This is a genomic window from Pseudomonas vanderleydeniana (genome assembly GCF_014268755.2).
In the GTDB taxonomy this organism is placed as follows: domain Bacteria; phylum Pseudomonadota; class Gammaproteobacteria; order Pseudomonadales; family Pseudomonadaceae; genus Aquipseudomonas; species Aquipseudomonas vanderleydeniana.
The window spans coordinates 2,848,409-2,867,450 of record NZ_CP077093.1 but is presented as its reverse complement, the minus strand read 5'-3'; the positions used below and the strand labels follow the sequence as shown (position 1 = coordinate 2,867,450).

Below are 19,042 nucleotides of genomic sequence, written 5' to 3'. Positions count from 1 at the left end.
GATCAGCCCGCGACAGGCGTACGCAGGGTGACGAACTCCTCGGCCGCCGTCGGATGCACGCCGATGGTTTCGTCGAAATGCTGCTTGGTGGCACCGGCCTTCAGCGCAATACCCAGGCCCTGGATGATCTCGCCGGCGTCCGGCCCGACCATGTGGCAACCCAGGACCTTGTCGGTACGGGCATCCACAACGAGCTTCATCAGGGTCTTCTCCTGGCAGTCGGTCAGGGTCAGCTTCATCGGCCGGAAACGGCTTTCGAAGATGGTCACCTCATGGCCCTGCTCACGCGCCTGTTCCTCGGTCAGGCCGACGGTACCGATGTTCGGCTGGCTGAACACCGCCGTGGGGATCTGGTTGTAGTCGACCGGGCGATACTGCTCGGGCTTGAACAGGCGACGGGCCACGGCCATGCCTTCGGCCAGGGCCACCGGCGTCAGTTGCACACGCCCGATGACATCGCCCAGGGCGAGGATCGACGGCTCGGCGGTCTGGTACAGCTCATCGACCTGAATGAAACCGTTCTTGTCCAGCTTCACCCCGGTGTTCTCCAGGCCCAGGTTGTCCAGCATCGGACGACGCCCGGTGGCGTAGAAAATACAGTCGGCGACCAGTTCGCGACCGTCCTTGAGGGTAGCCTTGAGGCTGCCATCGGCCTGCTTGTCGATACGCTCGATATCGCTGTTGAACTGCAGCGTGAGGCCCTGCTTGGTCAGCTCCTCGGCCAAGTGTTTGCGCACCGAACCGTCGAAGCCACGCAGGAACAGGTCGCCGCGATACAGCAACTGGGTCTCGGCGCCCAGGCCGTTGAAAATGCCGGCGAACTCGACGGCGATGTAGCCACCGCCGACCACCAGGATGCGCTTGGGCAGTTCCTTGAGGAAAAACGCCTCGTTGGAACTGATGGCGTGTTCATGCCCTGGAATGTCGGGAATCTGTGGCCAGCCGCCCGTCGCGATCAGGATATGCCGGGCGCTGTAGCGCTGGCCGTTGACCTCGACCTGGTGCGGATCGACCAGCTTGCCATGACCTTCGAGCAGCGTGACGCCGCTGTTGACCAGCAGGTTGCGATAGATGCCGTTGAGGCGATTGATCTCCTTGTCCTTGTTGGCGATCAGGGTCGCCCAGTCGAAGCTCGCTTCGCCCAGCGACCAGCCAAAGCCCTTGGCCTGCTCGAAATCCTCGGCGAAGTGCGATCCGTAGACCAGCAGCTTCTTGGGCACGCAACCGACGTTGACGCAGGTGCCTCCCAGGTAGCGGCTTTCGACCACCGCCACCTTGGCCCCGAAACCGGCGGCGAACCGCGCTGCACGCACACCGCCGGAACCGGCGCCAATCACAAACAGATCAAAATCGTAGGCCATTTCTATCTCCTCGGCAGGCACACAGCATACCCGCTGTAGCCTCTCAGGTCAGTTAGCCATTACCTAAGGGCAGAAAACAAAAAAGCCACCCGAAGGTGGCCTTTTTTTGCAACGCAACGAAACTGCGGGCTCTTAGTAAGCCTTGCCAGTCTTGTAGAAGTTCTCGAAGCAGAAGTTGGTGGCGTCGATGTAGCCTTCGGCGCCACCGCAGTCAAAACGCTTGCCCTTGAACTTGTAGGCGATTACGCAACCGTCCTGCGCCTGTTTCATCAGGGCATCGGTGATCTGGATCTCGCCACCCTTGCCTGGCTCGGTTTGCTCGATCAGGTTGAAGATGTCCGGGGTCATGATGTAGCGACCGATGATCGCCAGGTTCGACGGAGCGTCTTCCGGCTTCGGCTTCTCGACCATGTTGCGGACGCGGTACAGGTCGTCACCGATCAGGTCGCCAGCGATCACACCGTACTTGCTGGTTTCCTGTGGGTCGACTTCCATGATCGCCACGATGGTGCAGCGATACTGCTTGTACAGCTTGACCATCTGCTTGAGTACGCCGTCACCTTCCAGGTTGACGCACAGGTCGTCCGCCAGCACCACGGCGAACGGCTCGTCGCCGATCAGCGGACGGCCGGTCAGGATCGCGTGGCCCAGGCCTTTCATTTCGGTCTGGCGAGTGTAGGAGAACGAGCACTCGTCCAGCAGGCGGCGGATACCGACCAGGTATTTTTCCTTGTCGGTGCCCTTGATCTGGTTTTCCAACTCGTAGCTGATGTCGAAGTGGTCTTCCAGCGCGCGCTTGCCGCGGCCGGTGACGATCGAGATCTCGTTCAAGCCAGCATCCAGCGCTTCTTCAACGCCGTACTGGATCAGTGGCTTGTTCACCACCGGCAGCATTTCTTTGGGCATGGCCTTAGTCGCTGGCAGGAAGCGAGTACCGTAACCGGCTGCTGGGAACAAGCATTTCTTGATCATATGAGTCCTTAAAAAGGGCGGTGTGTACGAGTTTCGGCGCAGTCTAATCAGGCGGCAGTCACCTTACAATGCCCCGCTGATAGCATACTGACGTCAACATAGAGAAAAACTGGGGCAGATAGTTCCAAAGCATTGAAAAATTGTCGATGCCCGGTCTTGGCTACGCTCGACAAACCCGCGCCAGCCTGCCTCCAAAGCGTCAATTCTAGCCGCTGATAGCGGTTTGCGCCGCGTTCTGCGCTATCATCGTGACATTTCCCCAACCAGTGAGACGGATCGATGTCGGCAGCAAAGAAAGTGAACGGTTACCTGATTACCCAGGCCGCCGATGGCCAATGGTGGGTGGCGGGTGTCGACGGCGAACAGATCGCCGGCCCGTTCGCCAGCGAAGCCCTGGCCAGTGAAGTGGCTTCGGTGTTCGAGGATACTCCTGCCCCGGCGGCCAAGCGCCGCGACAAATAAGGCTGAACGACATGAAGCGTTTTCTGGCACTGCTCGCGGTACTGGCCCTGGCGGGATGCGCTACAGCCTCCAAGACCTATCTGAACAACGGCCAACAGGGCCTGGAGATCGACTGCTCCGGCGAAGCGATGTCCTGGGCCAAATGCTATGAAAAGGCCGATGATTCCTGTGCCGGTACCGGCTACACCATCGTCGGTACCGATGGTACGCCGCAACCCAAGGAAAGCGACAAGACCCTGGGCGTGGATGTCGGCAACTTCAAGAGCCGCACCGTGGTCGTGATCTGCAAGTGACGCAGGTGTTCAGGCCAACCTCAGGGTTGGCCTGAAATGCAGTGGGTCGCCGCATCGAGTACCGCACCGGAACGCAGCGGGTTGTTCGACATGCTCTCGTAGAGCTTGATGCTGCTGCCACTGGAGCGCTCCTCGATATCGAGCAGCGCCGCCGGCGAACTCGACAGGCGATCGCGCACCACCATCTTGATCCCGCTCTTGTGCGGCGTCAGCAACGAAGGGCCGCGGCTCTTGTTGAGGATCGTATCCACGCACCTGGCGTATTCATCGGGTTTCTTGCCCGAAATCACATTCAATGTCGGGGGTGTCTGCTGGATATCCGAGACCGTTGCACACCCTCCCAACGCCAGCACCGCCAAGCCCCAAGCGCCCCACTTCATGAAAAAACCTCCAATAAAGACGCTCCGACAGCATCCATGCGATTTTTCTCCCTTTTGACGTGGAATTTAATCCAACTTTTCTGGCGACAAGGCGGTGTAATCCGTCAGACTTGTCACCTTACCCGGAGAGTCAATCCATCGTAGCCGTAAAATCGAGCTGCGCCACGTGCTATCTTTTTGATTTTGTAGAAAAAGCCTTCTGGAGGCGGTCATGAAATTCATCCACCAGCGCGAGCACCTCAACGAAGACGACATTGTCGTGATCGAATGCTCCCAGACCTGCAACATCCGCCTGATGAGCGACGCCAACTTCCGCAGCTTCAAGAACGGCGGTCGCCACACCTACCATGGCGGCGCCTTCGACACCTTCCCGGCCCGAATCACCGTCCCCAGCACCGGCTTCTGGAACATCACCCTGGACACCGTGGTGACCAAGCGCGCCATCAGCGTCACCCGCAAGCCGAACATGAAGCACTCGATTCGCATCATCCGTCGCTCCAGCTCGAAACTGCGCTGAATCCCGACCTCACCTTCCTTTAATGAGTGGAATGATCGTGACGACAAAATATGTCATCAAATACACCCTCAACGGCGAACGCCGTTTCGAGTTCGCCCAGTTGGAGAACGGCACTGAAGCCGAAGCCCGTGCCGCGCTGGAAGCGATGCATGGCAAGGATGACGTCATTGCCGATGTGAAAGTCAGCAAGGCGCTGTAGGCAAGACGGCGAGAAACCCGCATGACCCTTGATCTGTTTGCCGACCAGGACCTGCGGCAGCCCGAACGCCACGAGCGGATCGGCGAACAATCCTGGGTACTCCGGGGTTTTGCCCTACCCCGGGTCGAGCAGTTGCTTCCCGCCCTGCGCCAGGTGCTACGCCAGGCGCCCTTTCGCCAGATGGTCACCCCGGGCGGCTTCACCATGTCTGCCAGCCTGAGCAGTTGCGGTGACTGGGGCTGGACCACCGATCGCGACGGCTATCGCTACAGCGCCACCGATCCGCACAATGGCCAGCCCTGGCCGACCATGCCCGAGGTGATTCGGCAACTGGCGGTGGACGCAGCCGAGGCAGCGGGTTTCGCAGATTTCGTACCCGATGCCTGCCTGATCAATCGTTATGTACCAGGCGCAAAGATGTCCCTGCACCAGGACCGTAACGAACACGACCTGACTGCCCCGGTGGTCTCGGTGTCGCTGGGGTTGCCGGCCATGTTCCTGTTCGGTGGGCATGAACGCGCCGACAGGAGCCTGCGCATCCCGCTACAGCACGGCGACGTGGTGGTCTGGGGCGGCGTCGACCGCCTGCGCTTTCACGGCATCCTGCCGGTCAAGGACGGTCACCATCCCGTACTGGGGGCACAGCGCATCAATTTCACCCTGCGCCGCGCCGGCCCGCGCTAACGATTGACGTCGACCACCACTCGTCCGCGCACCTGCCCGGCAAGCAGACGGGGTGCCACGTCCAGGGCTTCACGCAGGCTGATTTCCCGACTGATCAGTGCCAGTTGCTCAAGATCGAGGTCTCTTGCCAGGCGCTCCCAGGCCACGATGCGTTGCGCCCGGGGCTGGGTCACGCTGTTGATCCCGGCCAGGGTCACGCCACGCAGGATGAACGGCGCGACCGTCGCCGGAAAGTCCATGCCCTGGGCCAGGCCACAGGCGGCCACGGTGCCGTTGGCCCGGGTACTGGCGCAGACATTGGCCAGCGTATGGCTGCCCACCGAGTCGATGGCCGCCGCCCAACGCTCTTTCGCCAGCGGCTTGCCCGGCTGCGACAGCGCCTGGCGATCGATGACCTCGGTAGCCCCCAGTTGCTGCAGATAGGCGTGTTCGTCGGTCCGTCCGGTCGAAGCCACCACCCGATAACCGAGTCGTGCCAGCAGCGCTACGGCAAAGCTGCCGACGCCACCATTGGCCCCGGTCACCAGTACTTCACCCTGGTCCGGCGTCAGGCCGTTGCGCTCCAGCGCCAGGATGCAGAGCATCGCGGTATACCCTGCGGTGCCGACGGCCATGGTCTGCGCCGGGGTAAAGCCCTTGGGCAACGGGATCAGCCAATCGCCATTGAGCCGGGCCTTCTGCGCCAGGCCGCCCCAATGCCCTTCGCCGACACCCCAGCCATTGAGCAGCACCCAGTCACCGGCCTGGTAGTCGGCGTGGCTGCTGTGCTCCACCGTACCCACCAGATCGATGCCCGGCACCATCGGGAAGCTGCGCACCACCGGGCTTGCACCGGTGATCGCCAGCCCGTCCTTGAAGTTCAGGGTGCTGTAGGCCACCCGCACCGTCACGTCACCCGGAGGCAGTTGCGCCTCGTCGAGCGAGGCCAGGTTGGCCCGGTAACCGTTGTCATCCTTTTCGATCAAAATGCCGCTGAACACATTTGCCTCCGATTCAGGCCCAATTGACAGGAAGGTAAGGCCGACGCCGATGCCGCTCGATCAGCCGGCGATACCGCTAGGGATCGCCACGCTGTCAGGCCCGGTATAGGCCTCGAAATCGGTGGCATAACGACGACGCTGCCCGGGGTTCTGCTCGAAACAGGCCCAGATTCGTCCCCAGGTGGTGCGGCAACTGTAGGCGGATTTCGAGTCGCCGTCACCGGGCAACCGGCTTTCACCCAACCGTCACTGGCCTTGCCGTTGGCATTCCTGATACAACCCTGCGCTGCTGTCGTCGTCATCCCGTTACCCGCCCCGGAGAGAAGTCGTCATGAGCAACTGGCCCGACACCCGCATCCTCAAGCTGTTCGGCATTCGACACCCGATCATCCAGGGCCCGCTGGCCGGCGCGACCACCCTGGCGATGATGGTCGGCGTCGCCCGGGCCGGCGGCCTGGCCTCGCTGCCCGCCGCCCTGCTGACCGTGGAACAGCTCCGCCAGCAGATCGAGGCGTTTCGCCGTGCCGTCCAGGCGCCGCTGAACATCAACTTCTTCTGCCATCAGCCGCCCACGCCGGACCCCGAGCGCGAGAAGCGCTGGAAAGAGCGCCTGGCCCCCTACTATCGCGAGCAGGGCCTGGATTTCAATGCGCCCACACCGGTGTCCAATCGCGCGCCCTTCGACGAGGCCAGCTGCCGGCTGGTGGAAGAGTTGCGCCCAGAGATCGTCAGCTTTCACTTCGGCCTGCCACCCCAGCCACAGCTCGAACGGGTCAAGGCCACCGGCGCAATCATTGTCGGCTGCGCCACCACCGTGGACGAGGCCCGCTGGCTGCAGGAGCGCGGCTGCCACGCAATCATCGCCATGGGCAATGAGGCCGGCGGCCATCGCGGTATATTCCTGAGCAGCGACCTCAACACCCAGGTCGGCACCATGGCCCTGGTGCCGCAGATCGTCGACGCGGTGAACGTACCGGTGATTGCCGCAGGAGGTATCGGCGATGCCCGGGGCGTCGCTGCCGCGCTCATGCTCGGGGCCAGCGCGGCACAGTTGGGGACAGCCTACCTGTTCACCCCGGAAGCCAAGATCTCAGCCTCCCACCAGCAGGCGCTGCGTACGGCCAAGGAAAGCCAGACCGCCCTGACCAACCTGTTCACCGGCCGCCCGGCGCGCGGGATCATGAACCGGGTCATGCGCGAACTCGGACCGATCAGCGACCTGGCCCCGGCATTCCCCCTGGCCGGCGGCGCGCTGCTGCCGTTGCGGGCAAAGGGCGAGGCAGACTTCAGCAACCTGTGGTCGGGCCAGGCCTTGCGGCTGGGAGTGGAGCTGCCGGCAGAAGAACTGACCCGGCAGCTGGCAGAGCAGGCACTGGCCAGGTTACAGGGTCGTTGATCTCATTGAAGGGCCGCCTTCGGCGCATCGCCGGGACACCAAGGGTGGCCATTCCCCTCATGCCAGCCCAGTTCGCTCGCCATGGCCATGAAATCGCTATATATTCCAATACATAGCGATTCACCCTACCCGGCGCCGCACCCTTCTTATAACAAGCGACGCCCGCCCCCAGTGCTACCTTTGAACGGAGCTGTTTCATGATCATTCGTGCCTCACGCTTTGCCCCGACCTGCCTCGCCGCACTGTTGGGCGTCTTCGCCTTCGCCTCGGCCCAGGCCGCCGAAGTCCAGGTGGCCGTCGCCGCCAACTTCACCGCACCGATCCAGGCGATCGCCAGCGACTTCGAGAAAGACACCGGGCACAAGCTGGTGGCCGCCTACGGCGCCACCGGCCAGTTCTACACCCAGATCAAGAACGGCGCCCCGTTCGAAGTGTTCCTTGCCGCCGACGACACCACCCCGGCCAAGCTGGAGAAGGAAGGCGACATCGTTGCCGGCTCGCGCTTCACCTACGCCGTAGGTACCCTGGCCCTGTGGTCGGCCAAGGATGGCTACGTCGATGCCAAGGGCCAGGTGCTCAAGGACAACCAGTACCAGCACCTGTCCATCGCCGACCCGAAAGCCGCGCCCTACGGCCTGGCTGCCACCCAGGTACTGGCCAAGCTGGGCCTGACCGACAAGGTCAAGGACAAGCTGGTCACCGGCCAGAACATCACCCAGGCCTATCAGTTCGTCTCCACCGGCAACGCCGAACTGGGCTTCGTCGCCCTGTCGCAGATCTACAAGGATGGCAAGGTCACCAGCGGTTCGGCCTGGATCGTCCCGGCCGACATGCATGAGGCGATCAAGCAGGACGCGGTAATCCTCAACAAGGGCAAGGACAACGCCGCCGCCAAGGCGCTGGTGGAATACCTGAAAGGCCCGAAAGCCGCAGCCATCATCAAATCCTACGGCTACGCGCTGTAAATGCCGCTCGACAGTACCGATTTCGCCGCGATCTGGCTGACGCTGAAACTGGCGTCGCTGGCCACGGCGATCCTGTTGCTGGTCGGTACGCCGATCGCCTGGTGGCTGGCCCGCACCCACTCCTGGCTGCGCGGGCCGATCGGCGCGGTGGTCGCCCTGCCGCTGGTGCTGCCACCGACGGTGATCGGCTTCTACCTGCTGCTGGCCTTCGGCCCCCACGGCTTCATCGGGCAGTTCACCCAGGCCATTGGCCTGGGTACCCTGACCTTCAGTTTCACCGGACTGGTGATCGGCTCGGTGATCTACTCGATGCCGTTCGTGGTGCAACCCCTGCAAAACGCCTTCAGTGCCATTGGCACCCGCCCACTGGAAGTGGCCGCGACCCTGCGCGCCAACCCCTGGGACACTTTCTTCAACGTCGTCCTGCCCCTGGCACGCCCCGGCTTCATCACCGCCGCGATACTCGGCTTCGCCCATACCGTCGGCGAGTTCGGCGTGGTGCTGATGATCGGCGGCAACATCCCGGACAAGACCCGCGTGGTGTCGGTACAGATCTACGACCACGTCGAGGCCATGGAGTATCTCCAGGCCCACTGGCTCGCCGGCGCCATGCTGGTGTTCTCCTTCCTCGTGCTGCTGGCGCTGTACTCGAGCCGCAAGACCAAGATGGGCTGGAGCTGAGTCATGACGTCCTCGATACAGGTCCACCTGAAACAGAGCTATCCGGGCTTCACCCTGGACCTCGACCTGCACCTGCCCGGCCGCGGCGTGACCGCCCTGTTCGGCCACTCGGGCTCGGGCAAGACCACCTGCCTGCGTTGCATCGCCGGCCTGGAAAAGGCCCCGCAGGCCTTCATCCAGGTCAACGACGAAGTCTGGCAGGACAGCCGCCGCCAACACTTTGTGCCACCGCACAAGCGCGCCCTGGGCTATGTTTTCCAGGAGGCCAGCCTGTTCCCGCACCTCTCGGTGCGGGCGAACCTGGAGTTCGGCCTGCGGCGCATTCCCCGTGCTCAGCGGCGGGTGGACATGGCCCACGCCAGCGAGTTGCTGGGCATCAGCCACCTGCTGGAACGCCACCCGCAGCACCTGTCCGGCGGCGAACGCCAGCGCATCGGCATCGCCCGCGCACTGCTCACCAGTCCCCGGCTGCTGCTGATGGACGAACCGCTCGCCGCGCTCGACAGCCAGCGCAAGGGCGAGATCCTGCCGTACCTGGAACGCCTGCATGACGAACTGGACATCCCGGTGCTCTATGTCAGCCATTCGCAGGATGAAGTCGCCCGCCTCGCTGACCATATCGTGCTGTTCTCCGCCGGCAAGGCCCTGGCCAGCGGCCCGATCGGCGATACCCTGGCACGCCTCGACCTGCCCCTGGCCATGGGCGACGATGCCGGCGTGGTGATTGCCGGCCAGGTCAGTGCCTACGATCCGCACTACCAGCTCGTCACCGTCCAGTTGCCCGGCAGCCCGTCGACCATCCGCGTGGCCCATACCCCGCTGTCCGTCGGCAAGCAGCTACGCTGCAAGGTCCAGGCACGGGACGTCAGCCTCAGCCTGCAGGCGGAAGAACACAGCAGCATCCTCAATCGCCTGCCGGTCACCGTGACCGGCGAAACCGCCGCGGACAACCAGGCCCATGTGCTGGTCAAGCTCGATGCCGACGGTACCCCGTTGCTGGCGCGGATCACCCGCTACTCCCGGGATCAGTTGCAACTGCGGAGCGGGCAGCGCCTCTGGGCGCAGATCAAGGCGGTGGCGGTACTGGCCTGATTAAAACGCACCTCCGGGCACGGCTGCGGTCAATCGCTCATACCGTCTGACTCTCCCTCAAGGACGCCGCCATGCCCGATGCTTCAGCGCCCATGGAACTGCCCGCCGAACTGCATTACGTCGACGACACCCAGCCCGGCATTCGCCGCCGGAAGTGGCGTGGCGGCTTCGCCTACTTCGACGCCGATGGCGAACGCATTCGCAACCGGGACGAAATCCGGCGCCTCAACGCCCTGGCGATCCCGCCGGCCTACCGCGACGTGTGGATCTGCGCCGACCCACAAGGCCATCTGCAGGCCACCGGCCGCGATGCCCGTGGCCGCAAGCAATACCGCTATCACCCGCGCTGGCGGGAGATCCGCGACCAGGACAAATACGCAAGACTGCAGGCATTCGGCAAGGCGCTGCCCAAGCTGCGGCAACAGCTGCAGGCTATCCTGGCGACACCGGGCTTCAACCGAGACAAGGTCATGGCCACGGTGATCAGCCTGCTCGACGCCACCCTGATCCGCATCGGCAACAGCCGCTACGCCCGGGAGAACCGCTCTTATGGCCTGACCACCCTGCGCAACCGGCATGTCGAGATCAACGGCAGCGCCATCGTATTCCAGTTCCGAGGCAAGAGTGGCGTGGAGCACCGGGTCAAGGTCAGGGACCGGCGCCTGGCCACGGTGCTCAAGCGCTGCCTGGAATTGCCCGGCCAGCACCTGTTCCAGTACCTGGACGAAAACGGCGAGCGGCGTGTCGTCAGTTCCTCGGACGTGAACGCCTGCCTGCATGAACTGACCGGTGCCGACTTCACCGCCAAGGATTTCCGCACCTGGGCCGGCAGCGCCATGGCCCTGACCGTGCTGCGTGAACTGCAATGGGAACCGGAGGCCGAGGCCAAGCGGCAGATCGTCGACATGGTCAAGAGCGTCGCCAAACAGTTGGGCAATACGCCCGCCGTGTGCCGCAAGTGCTATATCCATCCTGGCGTGCTCGAAGCCTTCGCACTCGGCGAGCTGGCCAGGCTGCCCAAGCCGCGAATGCGCAAGGGCCTGCACCTGGAGGAAGTCGGGCTGGCGATGTTTCTGCAACGCCAGGCTTGAGGGCCGCCATCCCGATCAGCTTCGGGCCTTCCAGTCGCGCAGCCATTGCAGGCCGGCCGAGGTTTCGCCGCGTGGGCGGTACTCGCAACCGATCCAGCCCTGGTAGCCCAGCTGGTCGATCAGCTCGAACAGCCAGGGATAGTTCACTTCCCCGTGGTCCGGTTCGTGGCGATCCGGCACGCCGGCAATCTGGATATGGCCGATGTGGGCCAGGTCGCGCCGCAAGGTCATGGCCAGGTCGCCCTCGACGATCTGGCAGTGATAGCAGTCGAACTGCACCTGCAGGTTGGCCGCGCCGACCGCTTCGCGGATGGCGTGGGCCTGCTGCTGATGATTGAGGAAGAAACCGGGCATGTCTCGCGTGTTGATCGGCTCCAGCAGCACGGTGATGCCGACCTTGGCCGCCTCGGCGCAGGCATGGGCGAGGTTGTCCAGGTAAATCGCCTGGTGGCGTTCGCGACTGGCCTCGGCGGGTAGCAGGCCGGCCATCACATGGACATGCCGGTTGCCCAGCACGCCGGCATAGTCCAGGGCCCTGGCAAAACCGTCGCGAAACGCCTGCTCGCGCCCGGGCAGCGACACGGTTCCGCGCTCGCCTGCCGCCCAGTCGCCGGGCGGCGCATTGAACAGCACCTGGATCAGGCCATGGTCGTCCAGGCGCCGCTTGAGCTCCTGTGGCGAGTAGTCATAGGGAAACAGGTACTCCACCGCCTCGAAGCCATCGGCAGCGGCGGCCTCGAAACGATCCAGGAAGTCGTGCTCCGGGTAGAGCATGCTCAGGTTGGCGGCAAAACGGGGCATGGCAATTCTCGGTGTCCGTGAAGAAAGAGCCAGCAATATACAAGGTTGCTGGATCGAGCAATGGTTGATGAGAGGCACGAACCGGAAAACCTGCTCCGGCGATTCCCGTTTCCCCGCAGCATTTGCCTTCGCGCTCGGCCACCGTACGCCCTCGGGATCATGACGCAGGGCCAGGGACATGACGCAACAGCATACGATCGAAGTCCTGCTACGCCCCGCCGTTGAGCTATACACCGTCGCGGTGTGCCTCGTCGGCATCGGGCTGTGCCTGTTCGCTCCCTGGGTTCTGGGCCTGACACCCTTGTTCGGGGTGATCACGGCCCTCGCCTACCTGCTCCTTGGCTGGGTACGCCTGCGCCAGGCACTGGAGGTGCTGCGCTTTCGCCGCAATATCCGGCGTCTGCCACGCTACGTGATCACCAGTCAACGCATTCCGGTGAGCCCCCAGCGACTGTTCGTCGGTGCCGGCTTCAAATGGGAACAGCGCCATACCCAACGCCTGATGCAGACCTACCGTCCGGAGTTCCGCCGCTATGTCGAGCCGGCGCCGCTGTTCCAGCAGGCGCGGCGACTGGAACGGTATCTGGAACAGGCCCATTTCCCCTTGAGCCTGGTCCCCCGCCTCACGGCCTGGGACAGCCCGTTCAACCCGGTACGCCCGCTGCCACCGGTGGGCGGTTCGCCGCGCCTGCATGGCGTGGAGCCGAATGAAGTCGAAGTGTCACTGCCCCTTGGCGAACGCGTCGGCCACAGCCTGGTGCTGGGTACCACCCGAGTCGGCAAGACCCGCCTGGCCGAGCTGTTCATCACCCAGGACATTCGCCGGGCCCGGCAACTCGATGGCCGCACGGAGTTCGAGCCGGTCATCGTCTTCGACCCCAAGGGCGACGCCGACCTGCTCAAGCGCATGTACGTGGAAGCCCGCCGCGCCGGGCGCGAACAGGAGTTCCACGTGTTTCACCTCGGCTGGCCGGATGTCTCCGCGCGCTACAACGCCATCGGCCGTTTCGGACGCATCTCCGAGGTCGCCAGCCGGATCTCCGGGCAGCTCTCGGGCGAAGGCAGCAGCGCCGCGTTCCGCGAATTCGCCTGGCGTTTCGTCAACATCATCGCCCGGGCCCTGGTGGAACTGGGCTGCCGCCCGGACTACCTGAAGATCCAGCAGCACGTGATCAATATCGATGCGTTGTTCGTCGACTACAGCCACCACTACTTCGCCCGCCATGACCCGGATGCCTGGGAGCTGATCGCCGGCCTCGAAGGCAAGCTCAACGACAAGACCACCCCGCACAACATGCGTGGCCGGCCGCCACGGGTGACGGCCATCGACCAGTATCTGGCGCGCACCCGCGTCGCCGATCCGGTGATGGACGGCCTGCGCTCCGCCGTACGCTACGACAAGACCTACTTCGACAAGATCGTCGCCTCGCTGCTGCCGCTGCTGGAGAAACTCACCACCGGGCGCATGGCCGAACTGATCTCGCCCGACTACGGCGCCCTCGATGACCCTCGGCCGATTTTCGACTGGATGCAAGTGATCCGCAAACGGGCGGTGGTCTACGTCGGGCTCGATGCGCTGTCGGATCCGGAGGTCGCCACAGCGGTGGGCAACTCGATGTTCGCCGACCTGGTGTCCGTGGCCGGCCATATCTACAAGTTCGGCGTCGATGACGGCCTGCCCCACGCCGATCGGGCGCAGAAAATTCCGATCAACCTGCACGCCGACGAATTCAACGAGCTGATGGGCGAAGAGTTCATCCCGATGATCAACAAGGGCGGCGGCGCCGGCATCCAGGTCACCGCCTACACCCAGACCCTCAGTGACATCGAGGCGCGGCTCGGCAATCGCGCCAAGGCCGGCCAGGTGGTCGGCAACTTCAACAACCTGTTCATGCTGCGGGTGCGCGAAACCGCCACGGCGGAACTGCTGACGCGGCAGCTGCCCAGGGTCGACGTGTACTCGACCACCCTGGTCAGCGGTGCCACCGACAGCTCGGACACCGAGGGCAGCACCGACTTCACCAGCAACACCCAGGACCGGGTCAGCTCCACCTGCGTGCCGCTGATCGAACCGGCCCACGTCGTCAGCCTGCCCAAGGGCCAGGCCTTCGCCCTGATCGAGGGGGCGAACCTGTGGAAGGTCCGCATGCCCCTGCCCGCTCCCGATCCGGATGAGTGCATGCCCGACGCTCTGCAGGCACTGGCCGCGAACATGCGCCGGCGCTACCTCGATGGCGGGGGTGAATGGTGGAATGCCAACGGCGCACGGGGACCGGACGAATCGACCATGGTCCGGCAGGGGTTTACCCGGTAGCATGACATCCCAAAACGACCGGACGGTAACCCATGCTCACGGTGCAGGACCTGATCGATATCGACTTGCTGAAACTGCAGGCCGTCGCCGGCCTCGCCGGAACCGGCAGGCTGATCACCTGGGCCCATGCGGTAGAGTTGCCGGACCCGTGGCGCTGGGTATCTCCCGGCGATCTGGTGATGACCACCGGCATGGGCATGCCCACCGCGGCCGAGGAGCAAGTCGGCTGGCTGGAACAGTTGGTGCAGAGCAACGCCAGTGCGCTGGTCTTCGCACCCCGGCAGGATGCACCCAAGCTCTCGACCAAGCTGCTCAAGACCGCCGACCGCCTGCTCTTCCCGATCCTGCTGGGCAGCTTCGAACTCGAGTTCGTCAAGCTGTCCCACTGCGTCATCGAAAGCGTCCTGCAGGCCCAGCGCGAACGCTTCAATGCCAGCGAACGCCTGTTCCAGACCTACGCCGATGCCCTGCGCAAGGAACCCGACATGGCCGGTCGCCTGGCGATCCTCGCCCGCACCCTGGGCCTCGATCTGGCCATCGAGGATACGGCCAGTGGCGTCAATATCGTCGAAACGAAAACCGCTGCGGCGCAATCCCCAGGGTGGGTCGAGCGCATACCGATCGCCGGGCGCGCGCGGGCCAACCTGGTGCTGGCCCGCCAGGGCAAGCGGACACCGGATGACCCGATCCTGGTACGCTCACTGGTCGGCCTGCTCGGTGTCGAGCTCGAGCGCCTGATGATTCACCGCGACCTGCAACGTGAGGAAGGTTCGGCGCTGCTGCGCAGCCTGCTGGACAGCGAGACGGAATTTTCCCTGGCCCGCCCGCTGCTCGAACGACGCGGCCTGACCGGTACCCTGGTGAGCCTGGCAATCCTGCCGGGAACCTCGGGCTCCTGGCGCGCGGACGAGCTCCACCAGGCCCCTGCCCTGCACCATTGCACCCCGCTGCTGCTGGACGAAAAAGGCCTTCTGCTGGCGCTCGGTTGCGATGACAGCAACACCTTCAACGCCCTGATCGACGCACTGGGCACAGACAGCGTCATCGGTATCAGCGGACCGATTGCGACGGCCACCGGCTTTCGCGAAAGCGTCCGGCAAGCCCGCCTGGCCCTGACCCAGGCGCGGGAAATCGATGCGCAGACCCTGCGCTACGGCGAGGCCGAAACTGGCCTGATCATGGCGCCCAAGTCCCTGGCCGAGGCCAGGGCACTGGTCGGGCGCTACCTGGGGCCACTGATCGAGCACGATCGCACCCAGGGCGCCGCCCTGCTACCCACGCTGATAAGCTTCCTGGAAAACGACGGCAACTGGAAAGCCGCCGCCTTCGACCTGGGAATCCACCGCCAGACGCTGGTCTATCGCCTCAAGCTGGTGGAACAACTGACCGGCATCAAGCCCACCACCACCCAGGGCATCGCCCGCTTCTGGATCGCGATCCAGGCCGGCAAGAATACCGAACTGCTCGACAGGCCCTGAATGCAGACGGCCCCGCTGCGTGGGCGGGGCCGTCTGCCTCTCGACTAGCCGATCACCTCAGTGACTGGTCGGCATCGCGAACTCCGCGCCCTTGGCGATGGCCTGCGGCCAACGCTGCATGATGCTCTTCTGCCTGGTGTAGAAGCGCACACCCTCCTCACCGTAGGCATGCATGTCGCCGAACAGGCTCTTCTTCCAGCCACCAAAACCATGCCAGGCCATCGGCACCGGAATCGGCACGTTGATGCCGACCATGCCAACCTGGATACGCCGGCCGAACTCACGGGCAATGTGGCCGTCACGGGTGTACAGGCTTACGCCGTTACCGAATTCATGGCTGTTGATCAGTTCCACCGCCTCGGCGAAATCCTTCACACGCAGGCAGGCCAATACCGGGCCGAAGATCTCTTCCTTGTAGATACGCATGTCGGGGGTGACGTTGTCGAACAGCGTGCCACCCATCCAGAAACCATCACCGCAGCCTTCGCCAGCGGTCTGGCCGTTGAACTGGCGCCCATCGACCAGCAGGGTCGCGCCTTCCTTGACACCCCGTTCGATGTAGCCGGTGATACGCTCATGGGCAGCACGGGTGACGATCGGGCCCATCTCCGCCTCGAGATTGGTGCCGTTGAGCACCTTCAGTTCGCGGGTGCGCTCGATCAGTTTCGGCATCACCTTCCCGGCCGTGTCGTCGCCGACGAACACCGCCACGCTGATCGCCATGCAACGCTCGCCGGCTGAACCATAGGCGGCACCGATCAGGGCGTCGACGACCTGGTCGATATCGGCATCGGGCATCACCACCAGGTGGTTCTTCGCGCCACCCAGGGCCTGCACGCGCTTGCCGTGACGGGCACCGGTCTCGTAGATATGGTTGGCGATCGGCGTCGAACCGACGAAGGAGATCGCCTGCACGTCCGGGTGTTCGATCAGGGCGTTGACCGCATCCTTGTCACCTTGCACCACGTTGAACACGCCATCGGGCAGTCCGGCCTGCTTGAGCAGTTCGGCGATGAACAGGCTCGGGCTCGGATCGATCGGACTCGGCTTGAGCACGAAGGTGTTGCCAGTGGCCAGGGCCACGGGGAACATCCACATCGGGACCATCACCGGGAAGTTGAACGGGGTGATACCGGTGACCACGCCCAGCGGCTGGCGCAGGGTCCAGTTGTCGATATTGGTGCTGACCTGGTCGGTGAAATCGGTCTTGAGCAACTGCGGTGCGCCACAGGCGAACTCGACGATCTCGATGCCACGCATGACCTCGCCCTGGGCATCGGTGAACACCTTGCCATGCTCGGCGGTGATCATCCGGGCCAAATCGTCACGATGGTCGTTGAGCAGCGCCAGGAACCGGTTGAGGATGCGCGAGCGGCGCAGCGGCGACAGGTTGCTCCAGGCCGGAAACGCCGCCTTGGCCGAGGCCACGGCGGCCTCCACATCCTTTGCTGCGGACAGTTGCACCTGGCCGGTCACGACACCGGTGGCCGGGTTATAGACCGGCAGTTGCTGGCCACTGGTGGTTTCGACCGGGGTACCGGAGATCCAGTTCATGATGGTTCGAGTCATTGTTTTTCTCACATCGAAAAGTAACGGTGGCAGCGTGCGGCCACCGGGGAAATCAATAGATCGCGTAGACCTTGCGTACGGTTTCCAACACATCCCAGCGGCCGGTCCAGCCCGGTGGCAGGATGATCAGGTCGCCCCCGGTGACTTCCACCACCTCCTCCGTGCTGCTGTCGGTGAGCAGGGCCTTGCCGGAAATGATGTAGGTGAACTCGGTGTCGGGGCGCTCGATCACCGGCCAACCACCGGGCTGGCACTCCCAGACACCGAGATTGCCGACCGCTTCGGGTGCCAGTTTGTGGATGGCGATCTGCGGATCACCCTTGTCGGCACCGGCGCGCTGGCCGGCAGGGGTCAATGGCAACGCCTGGATGGCAGCGTTTTTCATGATCGTGAAGGTAGTCACGGCTTACTCCTGTTTAATGCGCACCTGTCAGCTTTTCCAGCAACATCGCAGTGCGAGATGGACGATGGGTGAAACGCTCTTCGATATCGCTCAGCGAAGCCGCGGCCAGGCCGCTGTTGATGCCGAACCAGCGCAGGGGCTCGCGCTCCCAGGATGGCGAGCGGTGGTTGACGAAGGGCAGCGTGTCGATGTCTTCGCTGCGCTCAAGAATCAGGTTGCGCAGGATCCGTCCTGCCAGGTTGCTGGTCGCCACACCGTCGCCGACATAGTTGCCGGCCCAGGCCATGCGGTTTTTCCGGTCGATGCTCACGGTCGGGCACCAGTCGCGGGACACACCCAGTGCGCCACCCCAGCGATGGGTGATCCGCGCGTTCGCCAGCGCCGGGAAGAACTCGGTCATGGTGGTGTGGATCTTGCCGTGGATGCTGTCCACCAAGTCATTGCTGTCGGACATCCGCGAGCCCCATTGATAGGGCGCGCCGCGCCCACCGAACACCAGCCGTCCTTCGGCGGTGACCTGGCCATAGACCCGCAGGTGGCGCATGTCGTTGAACGCCAGGCGATGATCGAGCCTGAGCGAAGCCAACTGGTCGCGGGACAACGGCTCGGTCGCCAGCACCAGCGAATAGAGCGGAATGACGAAGCGCGACTTGCCCGGTTGCTGCGAGGTGAAAGCCTCGGTGGCGCGCACCGTGATGTCGGCCCGGACCGAACCTCGCTCGGTATGGACGACACCCGGTGCCATCTGCAAGACGGCAGACTGCTCGAAGATTCTAGCGCCCAGGCTCTCGACCAAGCGGGCCAGCCCACGGACCAGCTTGCCGGGATGAATCAGCGCGCAATGCTCGGTGTAGAGCGCGCCCTGGACATCCTCGGCGCCGATGCGCGAACGCGCCTCGGCCCCCTCGAGCACCTGCCACTGCTCCGACAGCCCGAACTGCGTCGACGCGGCCACCGCCGCCCGTACCCGCTCCATCTGCGGGGTACTACGCGCCAGGGACAGGAAGCCCTGTTTCGCGTAGTCGGCATCCACGCCTTCCAATGCCAGGACCCGGCCGATCTCATCGACGGTTTCGTTCATCGCCGCCTGCAACTGGAGAGCCGCGGCATGGGAGTACATCTGCGCCACTCTCGGCAGGGAGATCGGAAAGATCGCCGAGGCCCAGCCACCGTTACGGCCGGACGCGCCGAAGCCGACTTCCCGCTTTTCCAGCAGCACCACGCGCAACGACGGATCGCTCTTGAGCAGGTAGTAGGCCGTCCACAAGCCGGTGTAGCCGGCCCCGACGATCACCACGTCGGCCTGTAGCGCCGCGTCCAGGCGCTCGCGCGGCGGACTCGGCTCGAACCAGAGCGGCTTGTTGGGTATCTGGGACAAATCGATTTTCGCTGACATGCTTTTGG

At 64.0% G+C, this 19,042-nt stretch carries 20 protein-coding genes and 1 pseudogene; 12 read left to right on the top strand and 9 right to left on the bottom strand.

Going from position 1 to position 19,042, the window contains the following annotated elements:
* Window positions 1-2 precede the first annotated feature (2 nt).
* Both gorA and galU read right to left on the bottom strand, forming a co-directional pair.
* Window positions 3-1,361, bottom strand: a complete 1,359-nt coding sequence (gorA, locus tag HU752_RS12990) for a glutathione-disulfide reductase (RefSeq protein WP_186679874.1) — start codon at window positions 1,359-1,361, stop codon at window positions 3-5.
* 132 nt (window positions 1,362-1,493) lie between these two features.
* Window positions 1,494-2,333 (bottom strand): UTP--glucose-1-phosphate uridylyltransferase GalU, encoded by an 840-nt coding sequence (gene galU / locus HU752_RS12985; protein ID WP_054059651.1) that lies wholly within the window; start codon window positions 2,331-2,333, stop codon window positions 1,494-1,496.
* Between the two features lie 279 nt (window positions 2,334-2,612).
* Here galU and HU752_RS12980 point away from each other — a divergent pair, with 279 nt between their 5' ends.
* Window positions 2,613-2,795: a hypothetical protein gene (locus HU752_RS12980; protein ID WP_186679871.1), complete on the top strand. Its 183-nt coding sequence runs from the start codon at window positions 2,613-2,615 to the stop codon at window positions 2,793-2,795.
* A gap of 11 nt (window positions 2,796-2,806) precedes the next feature.
* Window positions 2,807-3,088 (top strand): hypothetical protein, encoded by a 282-nt coding sequence (locus HU752_RS12975; protein WP_186679869.1) that lies wholly within the window; start codon window positions 2,807-2,809, stop codon window positions 3,086-3,088.
* Between the two features lie 20 nt (window positions 3,089-3,108).
* On the opposite strand, the gene HU752_RS12970 is transcribed toward HU752_RS12975, so the two are convergent.
* Window positions 3,109-3,468 (bottom strand): hypothetical protein, encoded by a 360-nt coding sequence (locus tag HU752_RS12970; protein WP_186679867.1) that lies wholly within the window; start codon window positions 3,466-3,468, stop codon window positions 3,109-3,111.
* A gap of 211 nt (window positions 3,469-3,679) precedes the next feature.
* Between HU752_RS12970 and HU752_RS12965 the strand changes: the two genes are divergently transcribed.
* The 3 genes from HU752_RS12965 to alkB are packed head-to-tail and all read left to right on the top strand — an operon-like array spanning window position 3,680 to window position 4,868.
* Window positions 3,680-3,985 carry a DUF1883 domain-containing protein gene (locus HU752_RS12965; RefSeq protein WP_186679865.1) on the top strand — a complete coding sequence of 102 codons (306 nt, stop codon included), beginning with the start codon at window positions 3,680-3,682 and terminating at the stop codon, window positions 3,983-3,985.
* A gap of 37 nt (window positions 3,986-4,022) precedes the next feature.
* A complete protein-coding gene (locus HU752_RS12960; RefSeq protein ID WP_186680309.1) occupies window positions 4,023-4,184 on the top strand; it encodes a hypothetical protein in 162 nt (53 codons plus the stop codon).
* 21 nt (window positions 4,185-4,205) lie between these two features.
* A complete protein-coding gene (alkB, locus tag HU752_RS12955) occupies window positions 4,206-4,868 on the top strand; it encodes a DNA oxidative demethylase AlkB (protein ID WP_186679863.1) in 663 nt (220 codons plus the stop codon).
* Here the strand turns inward: alkB and acuI are convergent.
* Both acuI and HU752_RS12945 read right to left on the bottom strand, forming a co-directional pair.
* Window positions 4,865-5,848 (bottom strand): acrylyl-CoA reductase (NADPH), encoded by a 984-nt coding sequence (gene acuI / locus HU752_RS12950; RefSeq protein WP_186679861.1) that lies wholly within the window; start codon window positions 5,846-5,848, stop codon window positions 4,865-4,867. The two genes, alkB and acuI, sit on opposite strands and share 4 nt — an antisense overlap.
* A gap of 60 nt (window positions 5,849-5,908) precedes the next feature.
* A pseudogene (locus HU752_RS12945) lies at window positions 5,909-6,031 on the bottom strand (GyrI-like domain-containing protein); the annotation flags it as partial.
* Window positions 6,032-6,179: 148 nt separating this feature from the next.
* Between HU752_RS12945 and HU752_RS12940 the strand changes: the two are divergent.
* The 5 genes from HU752_RS12940 (at window position 6,180) to HU752_RS12920 (ending at window position 11,073) form a co-directional block, all read left to right on the top strand.
* Window positions 6,180-7,244 carry an NAD(P)H-dependent flavin oxidoreductase gene (locus HU752_RS12940; protein ID WP_186679858.1) on the top strand — a complete coding sequence of 355 codons (1,065 nt, stop codon included), beginning with the start codon at window positions 6,180-6,182 and terminating at the stop codon, window positions 7,242-7,244.
* A gap of 197 nt (window positions 7,245-7,441) precedes the next feature.
* On the top strand, window positions 7,442-8,209 hold the full coding sequence (modA, locus tag HU752_RS12935) for a molybdate ABC transporter substrate-binding protein (RefSeq protein ID WP_225920131.1): 768 nt from the start codon (window positions 7,442-7,444) through the stop codon (window positions 8,207-8,209).
* Window positions 8,210-8,890, top strand: coding sequence for a molybdate ABC transporter permease subunit (modB, locus tag HU752_RS12930; RefSeq protein ID WP_186679856.1), 681 nt, complete (start codon window positions 8,210-8,212; stop codon window positions 8,888-8,890).
* 3 nt (window positions 8,891-8,893) lie between these two features.
* Window positions 8,894-9,982, top strand: coding sequence for a molybdenum ABC transporter ATP-binding protein (gene modC / locus HU752_RS12925; RefSeq protein ID WP_186679851.1), 1,089 nt, complete (start codon window positions 8,894-8,896; stop codon window positions 9,980-9,982).
* A 71-nt stretch (window positions 9,983-10,053) separates the two neighbouring features.
* Complete coding sequence (locus HU752_RS12920) at window positions 10,054-11,073, top strand: DNA topoisomerase IB (RefSeq protein WP_186679849.1); 1,020 nt, start codon at window positions 10,054-10,056, stop codon at window positions 11,071-11,073.
* Between the two features lie 15 nt (window positions 11,074-11,088).
* Here the strand turns inward: HU752_RS12920 and otnI are convergent, their stop codons facing one another.
* On the bottom strand, window positions 11,089-11,874 hold the full coding sequence (gene otnI / locus HU752_RS12915) for a 2-oxo-tetronate isomerase (RefSeq protein ID WP_186679848.1): 786 nt from the start codon (window positions 11,872-11,874) through the stop codon (window positions 11,089-11,091).
* Between the two features lie 178 nt (window positions 11,875-12,052).
* Between otnI and traD the strand changes: the two genes are divergently transcribed.
* Together traD and HU752_RS12905 are read left to right on the top strand one after the other, a co-directional pair.
* A complete protein-coding gene (gene traD, locus HU752_RS12910) occupies window positions 12,053-14,188 on the top strand; it encodes a type IV conjugative transfer system coupling protein TraD (protein WP_186679846.1) in 2,136 nt (711 codons plus the stop codon).
* A 32-nt stretch (window positions 14,189-14,220) separates the two neighbouring features.
* Window positions 14,221-15,666 carry a PucR family transcriptional regulator gene (locus tag HU752_RS12905; RefSeq protein ID WP_186679843.1) on the top strand — a complete coding sequence of 482 codons (1,446 nt, stop codon included), beginning with the start codon at window positions 14,221-14,223 and terminating at the stop codon, window positions 15,664-15,666.
* Window positions 15,667-15,723: 57 nt separating this feature from the next.
* Here the strand turns inward: HU752_RS12905 and HU752_RS12900 are convergent, their stop codons facing one another.
* Genes HU752_RS12900 through HU752_RS12890 form a run of 3 tightly spaced genes read right to left on the bottom strand, consistent with a single transcriptional unit; the run spans window position 15,724 to window position 19,034 of the window.
* Window positions 15,724-17,235 (bottom strand): CoA-acylating methylmalonate-semialdehyde dehydrogenase, encoded by a 1,512-nt coding sequence (locus HU752_RS12900; protein WP_186679841.1) that lies wholly within the window; start codon window positions 17,233-17,235, stop codon window positions 15,724-15,726.
* A gap of 52 nt (window positions 17,236-17,287) precedes the next feature.
* Window positions 17,288-17,638 carry a cupin domain-containing protein gene (locus HU752_RS12895; protein ID WP_186679839.1) on the bottom strand — a complete coding sequence of 117 codons (351 nt, stop codon included), beginning with the start codon at window positions 17,636-17,638 and terminating at the stop codon, window positions 17,288-17,290.
* Window positions 17,639-17,651: 13 nt separating this feature from the next.
* Window positions 17,652-19,034, bottom strand: a complete 1,383-nt coding sequence (locus tag HU752_RS12890) for an NAD(P)/FAD-dependent oxidoreductase (protein ID WP_186679838.1) — start codon at window positions 19,032-19,034, stop codon at window positions 17,652-17,654.
* Between the last annotated feature and the right edge of the window lie 8 nt (window positions 19,035-19,042).

What these genes read in the sequence shown, in the direction of transcription:
- gorA (WP_186679874.1), bottom strand. Translation starts at nt 1,361, where the DNA reads ATGGCCTACGATTTTGATCTGTTTGTGATTGGCGCCGGTTCCGGCGGT.
- galU (WP_054059651.1), bottom strand. Translation starts at nt 2,333, where the DNA reads ATGATCAAGAAATGCTTGTTCCCAGCAGCCGGTTACGGTACTCGCTTC.
- HU752_RS12980 (WP_186679871.1), top strand. Translation starts at nt 2,613, where the DNA reads ATGTCGGCAGCAAAGAAAGTGAACGGTTACCTGATTACCCAGGCCGCC.
- HU752_RS12975 (WP_186679869.1), top strand. Translation starts at nt 2,807, where the DNA reads ATGAAGCGTTTTCTGGCACTGCTCGCGGTACTGGCCCTGGCGGGATGC.
- HU752_RS12970 (WP_186679867.1), bottom strand. Translation starts at nt 3,468, where the DNA reads ATGAAGTGGGGCGCTTGGGGCTTGGCGGTGCTGGCGTTGGGAGGGTGT.
- HU752_RS12965 (WP_186679865.1), top strand. Translation starts at nt 3,680, where the DNA reads ATGAAATTCATCCACCAGCGCGAGCACCTCAACGAAGACGACATTGTC.
- alkB (WP_186679863.1), top strand. Translation starts at nt 4,206, where the DNA reads ATGACCCTTGATCTGTTTGCCGACCAGGACCTGCGGCAGCCCGAACGC.
- HU752_RS12940 (WP_186679858.1), top strand. Translation starts at nt 6,180, where the DNA reads ATGAGCAACTGGCCCGACACCCGCATCCTCAAGCTGTTCGGCATTCGA.
- modA (WP_225920131.1), top strand. Translation starts at nt 7,442, where the DNA reads ATGATCATTCGTGCCTCACGCTTTGCCCCGACCTGCCTCGCCGCACTG.
- modB (WP_186679856.1), top strand. Translation starts at nt 8,210, where the DNA reads ATGCCGCTCGACAGTACCGATTTCGCCGCGATCTGGCTGACGCTGAAA.
- modC (WP_186679851.1), top strand. Translation starts at nt 8,894, where the DNA reads ATGACGTCCTCGATACAGGTCCACCTGAAACAGAGCTATCCGGGCTTC.
- HU752_RS12920 (WP_186679849.1), top strand. Translation starts at nt 10,054, where the DNA reads ATGCCCGATGCTTCAGCGCCCATGGAACTGCCCGCCGAACTGCATTAC.
- otnI (WP_186679848.1), bottom strand. Translation starts at nt 11,874, where the DNA reads ATGCCCCGTTTTGCCGCCAACCTGAGCATGCTCTACCCGGAGCACGAC.
- traD (WP_186679846.1), top strand. Translation starts at nt 12,053, where the DNA reads ATGACGCAACAGCATACGATCGAAGTCCTGCTACGCCCCGCCGTTGAG.
- HU752_RS12905 (WP_186679843.1), top strand. Translation starts at nt 14,221, where the DNA reads ATGCTCACGGTGCAGGACCTGATCGATATCGACTTGCTGAAACTGCAG.
- HU752_RS12900 (WP_186679841.1), bottom strand. Translation starts at nt 17,235, where the DNA reads ATGACTCGAACCATCATGAACTGGATCTCCGGTACCCCGGTCGAAACC.
- HU752_RS12890 (WP_186679838.1), bottom strand. Translation starts at nt 19,034, where the DNA reads ATGTCAGCGAAAATCGATTTGTCCCAGATACCCAACAAGCCGCTCTGG.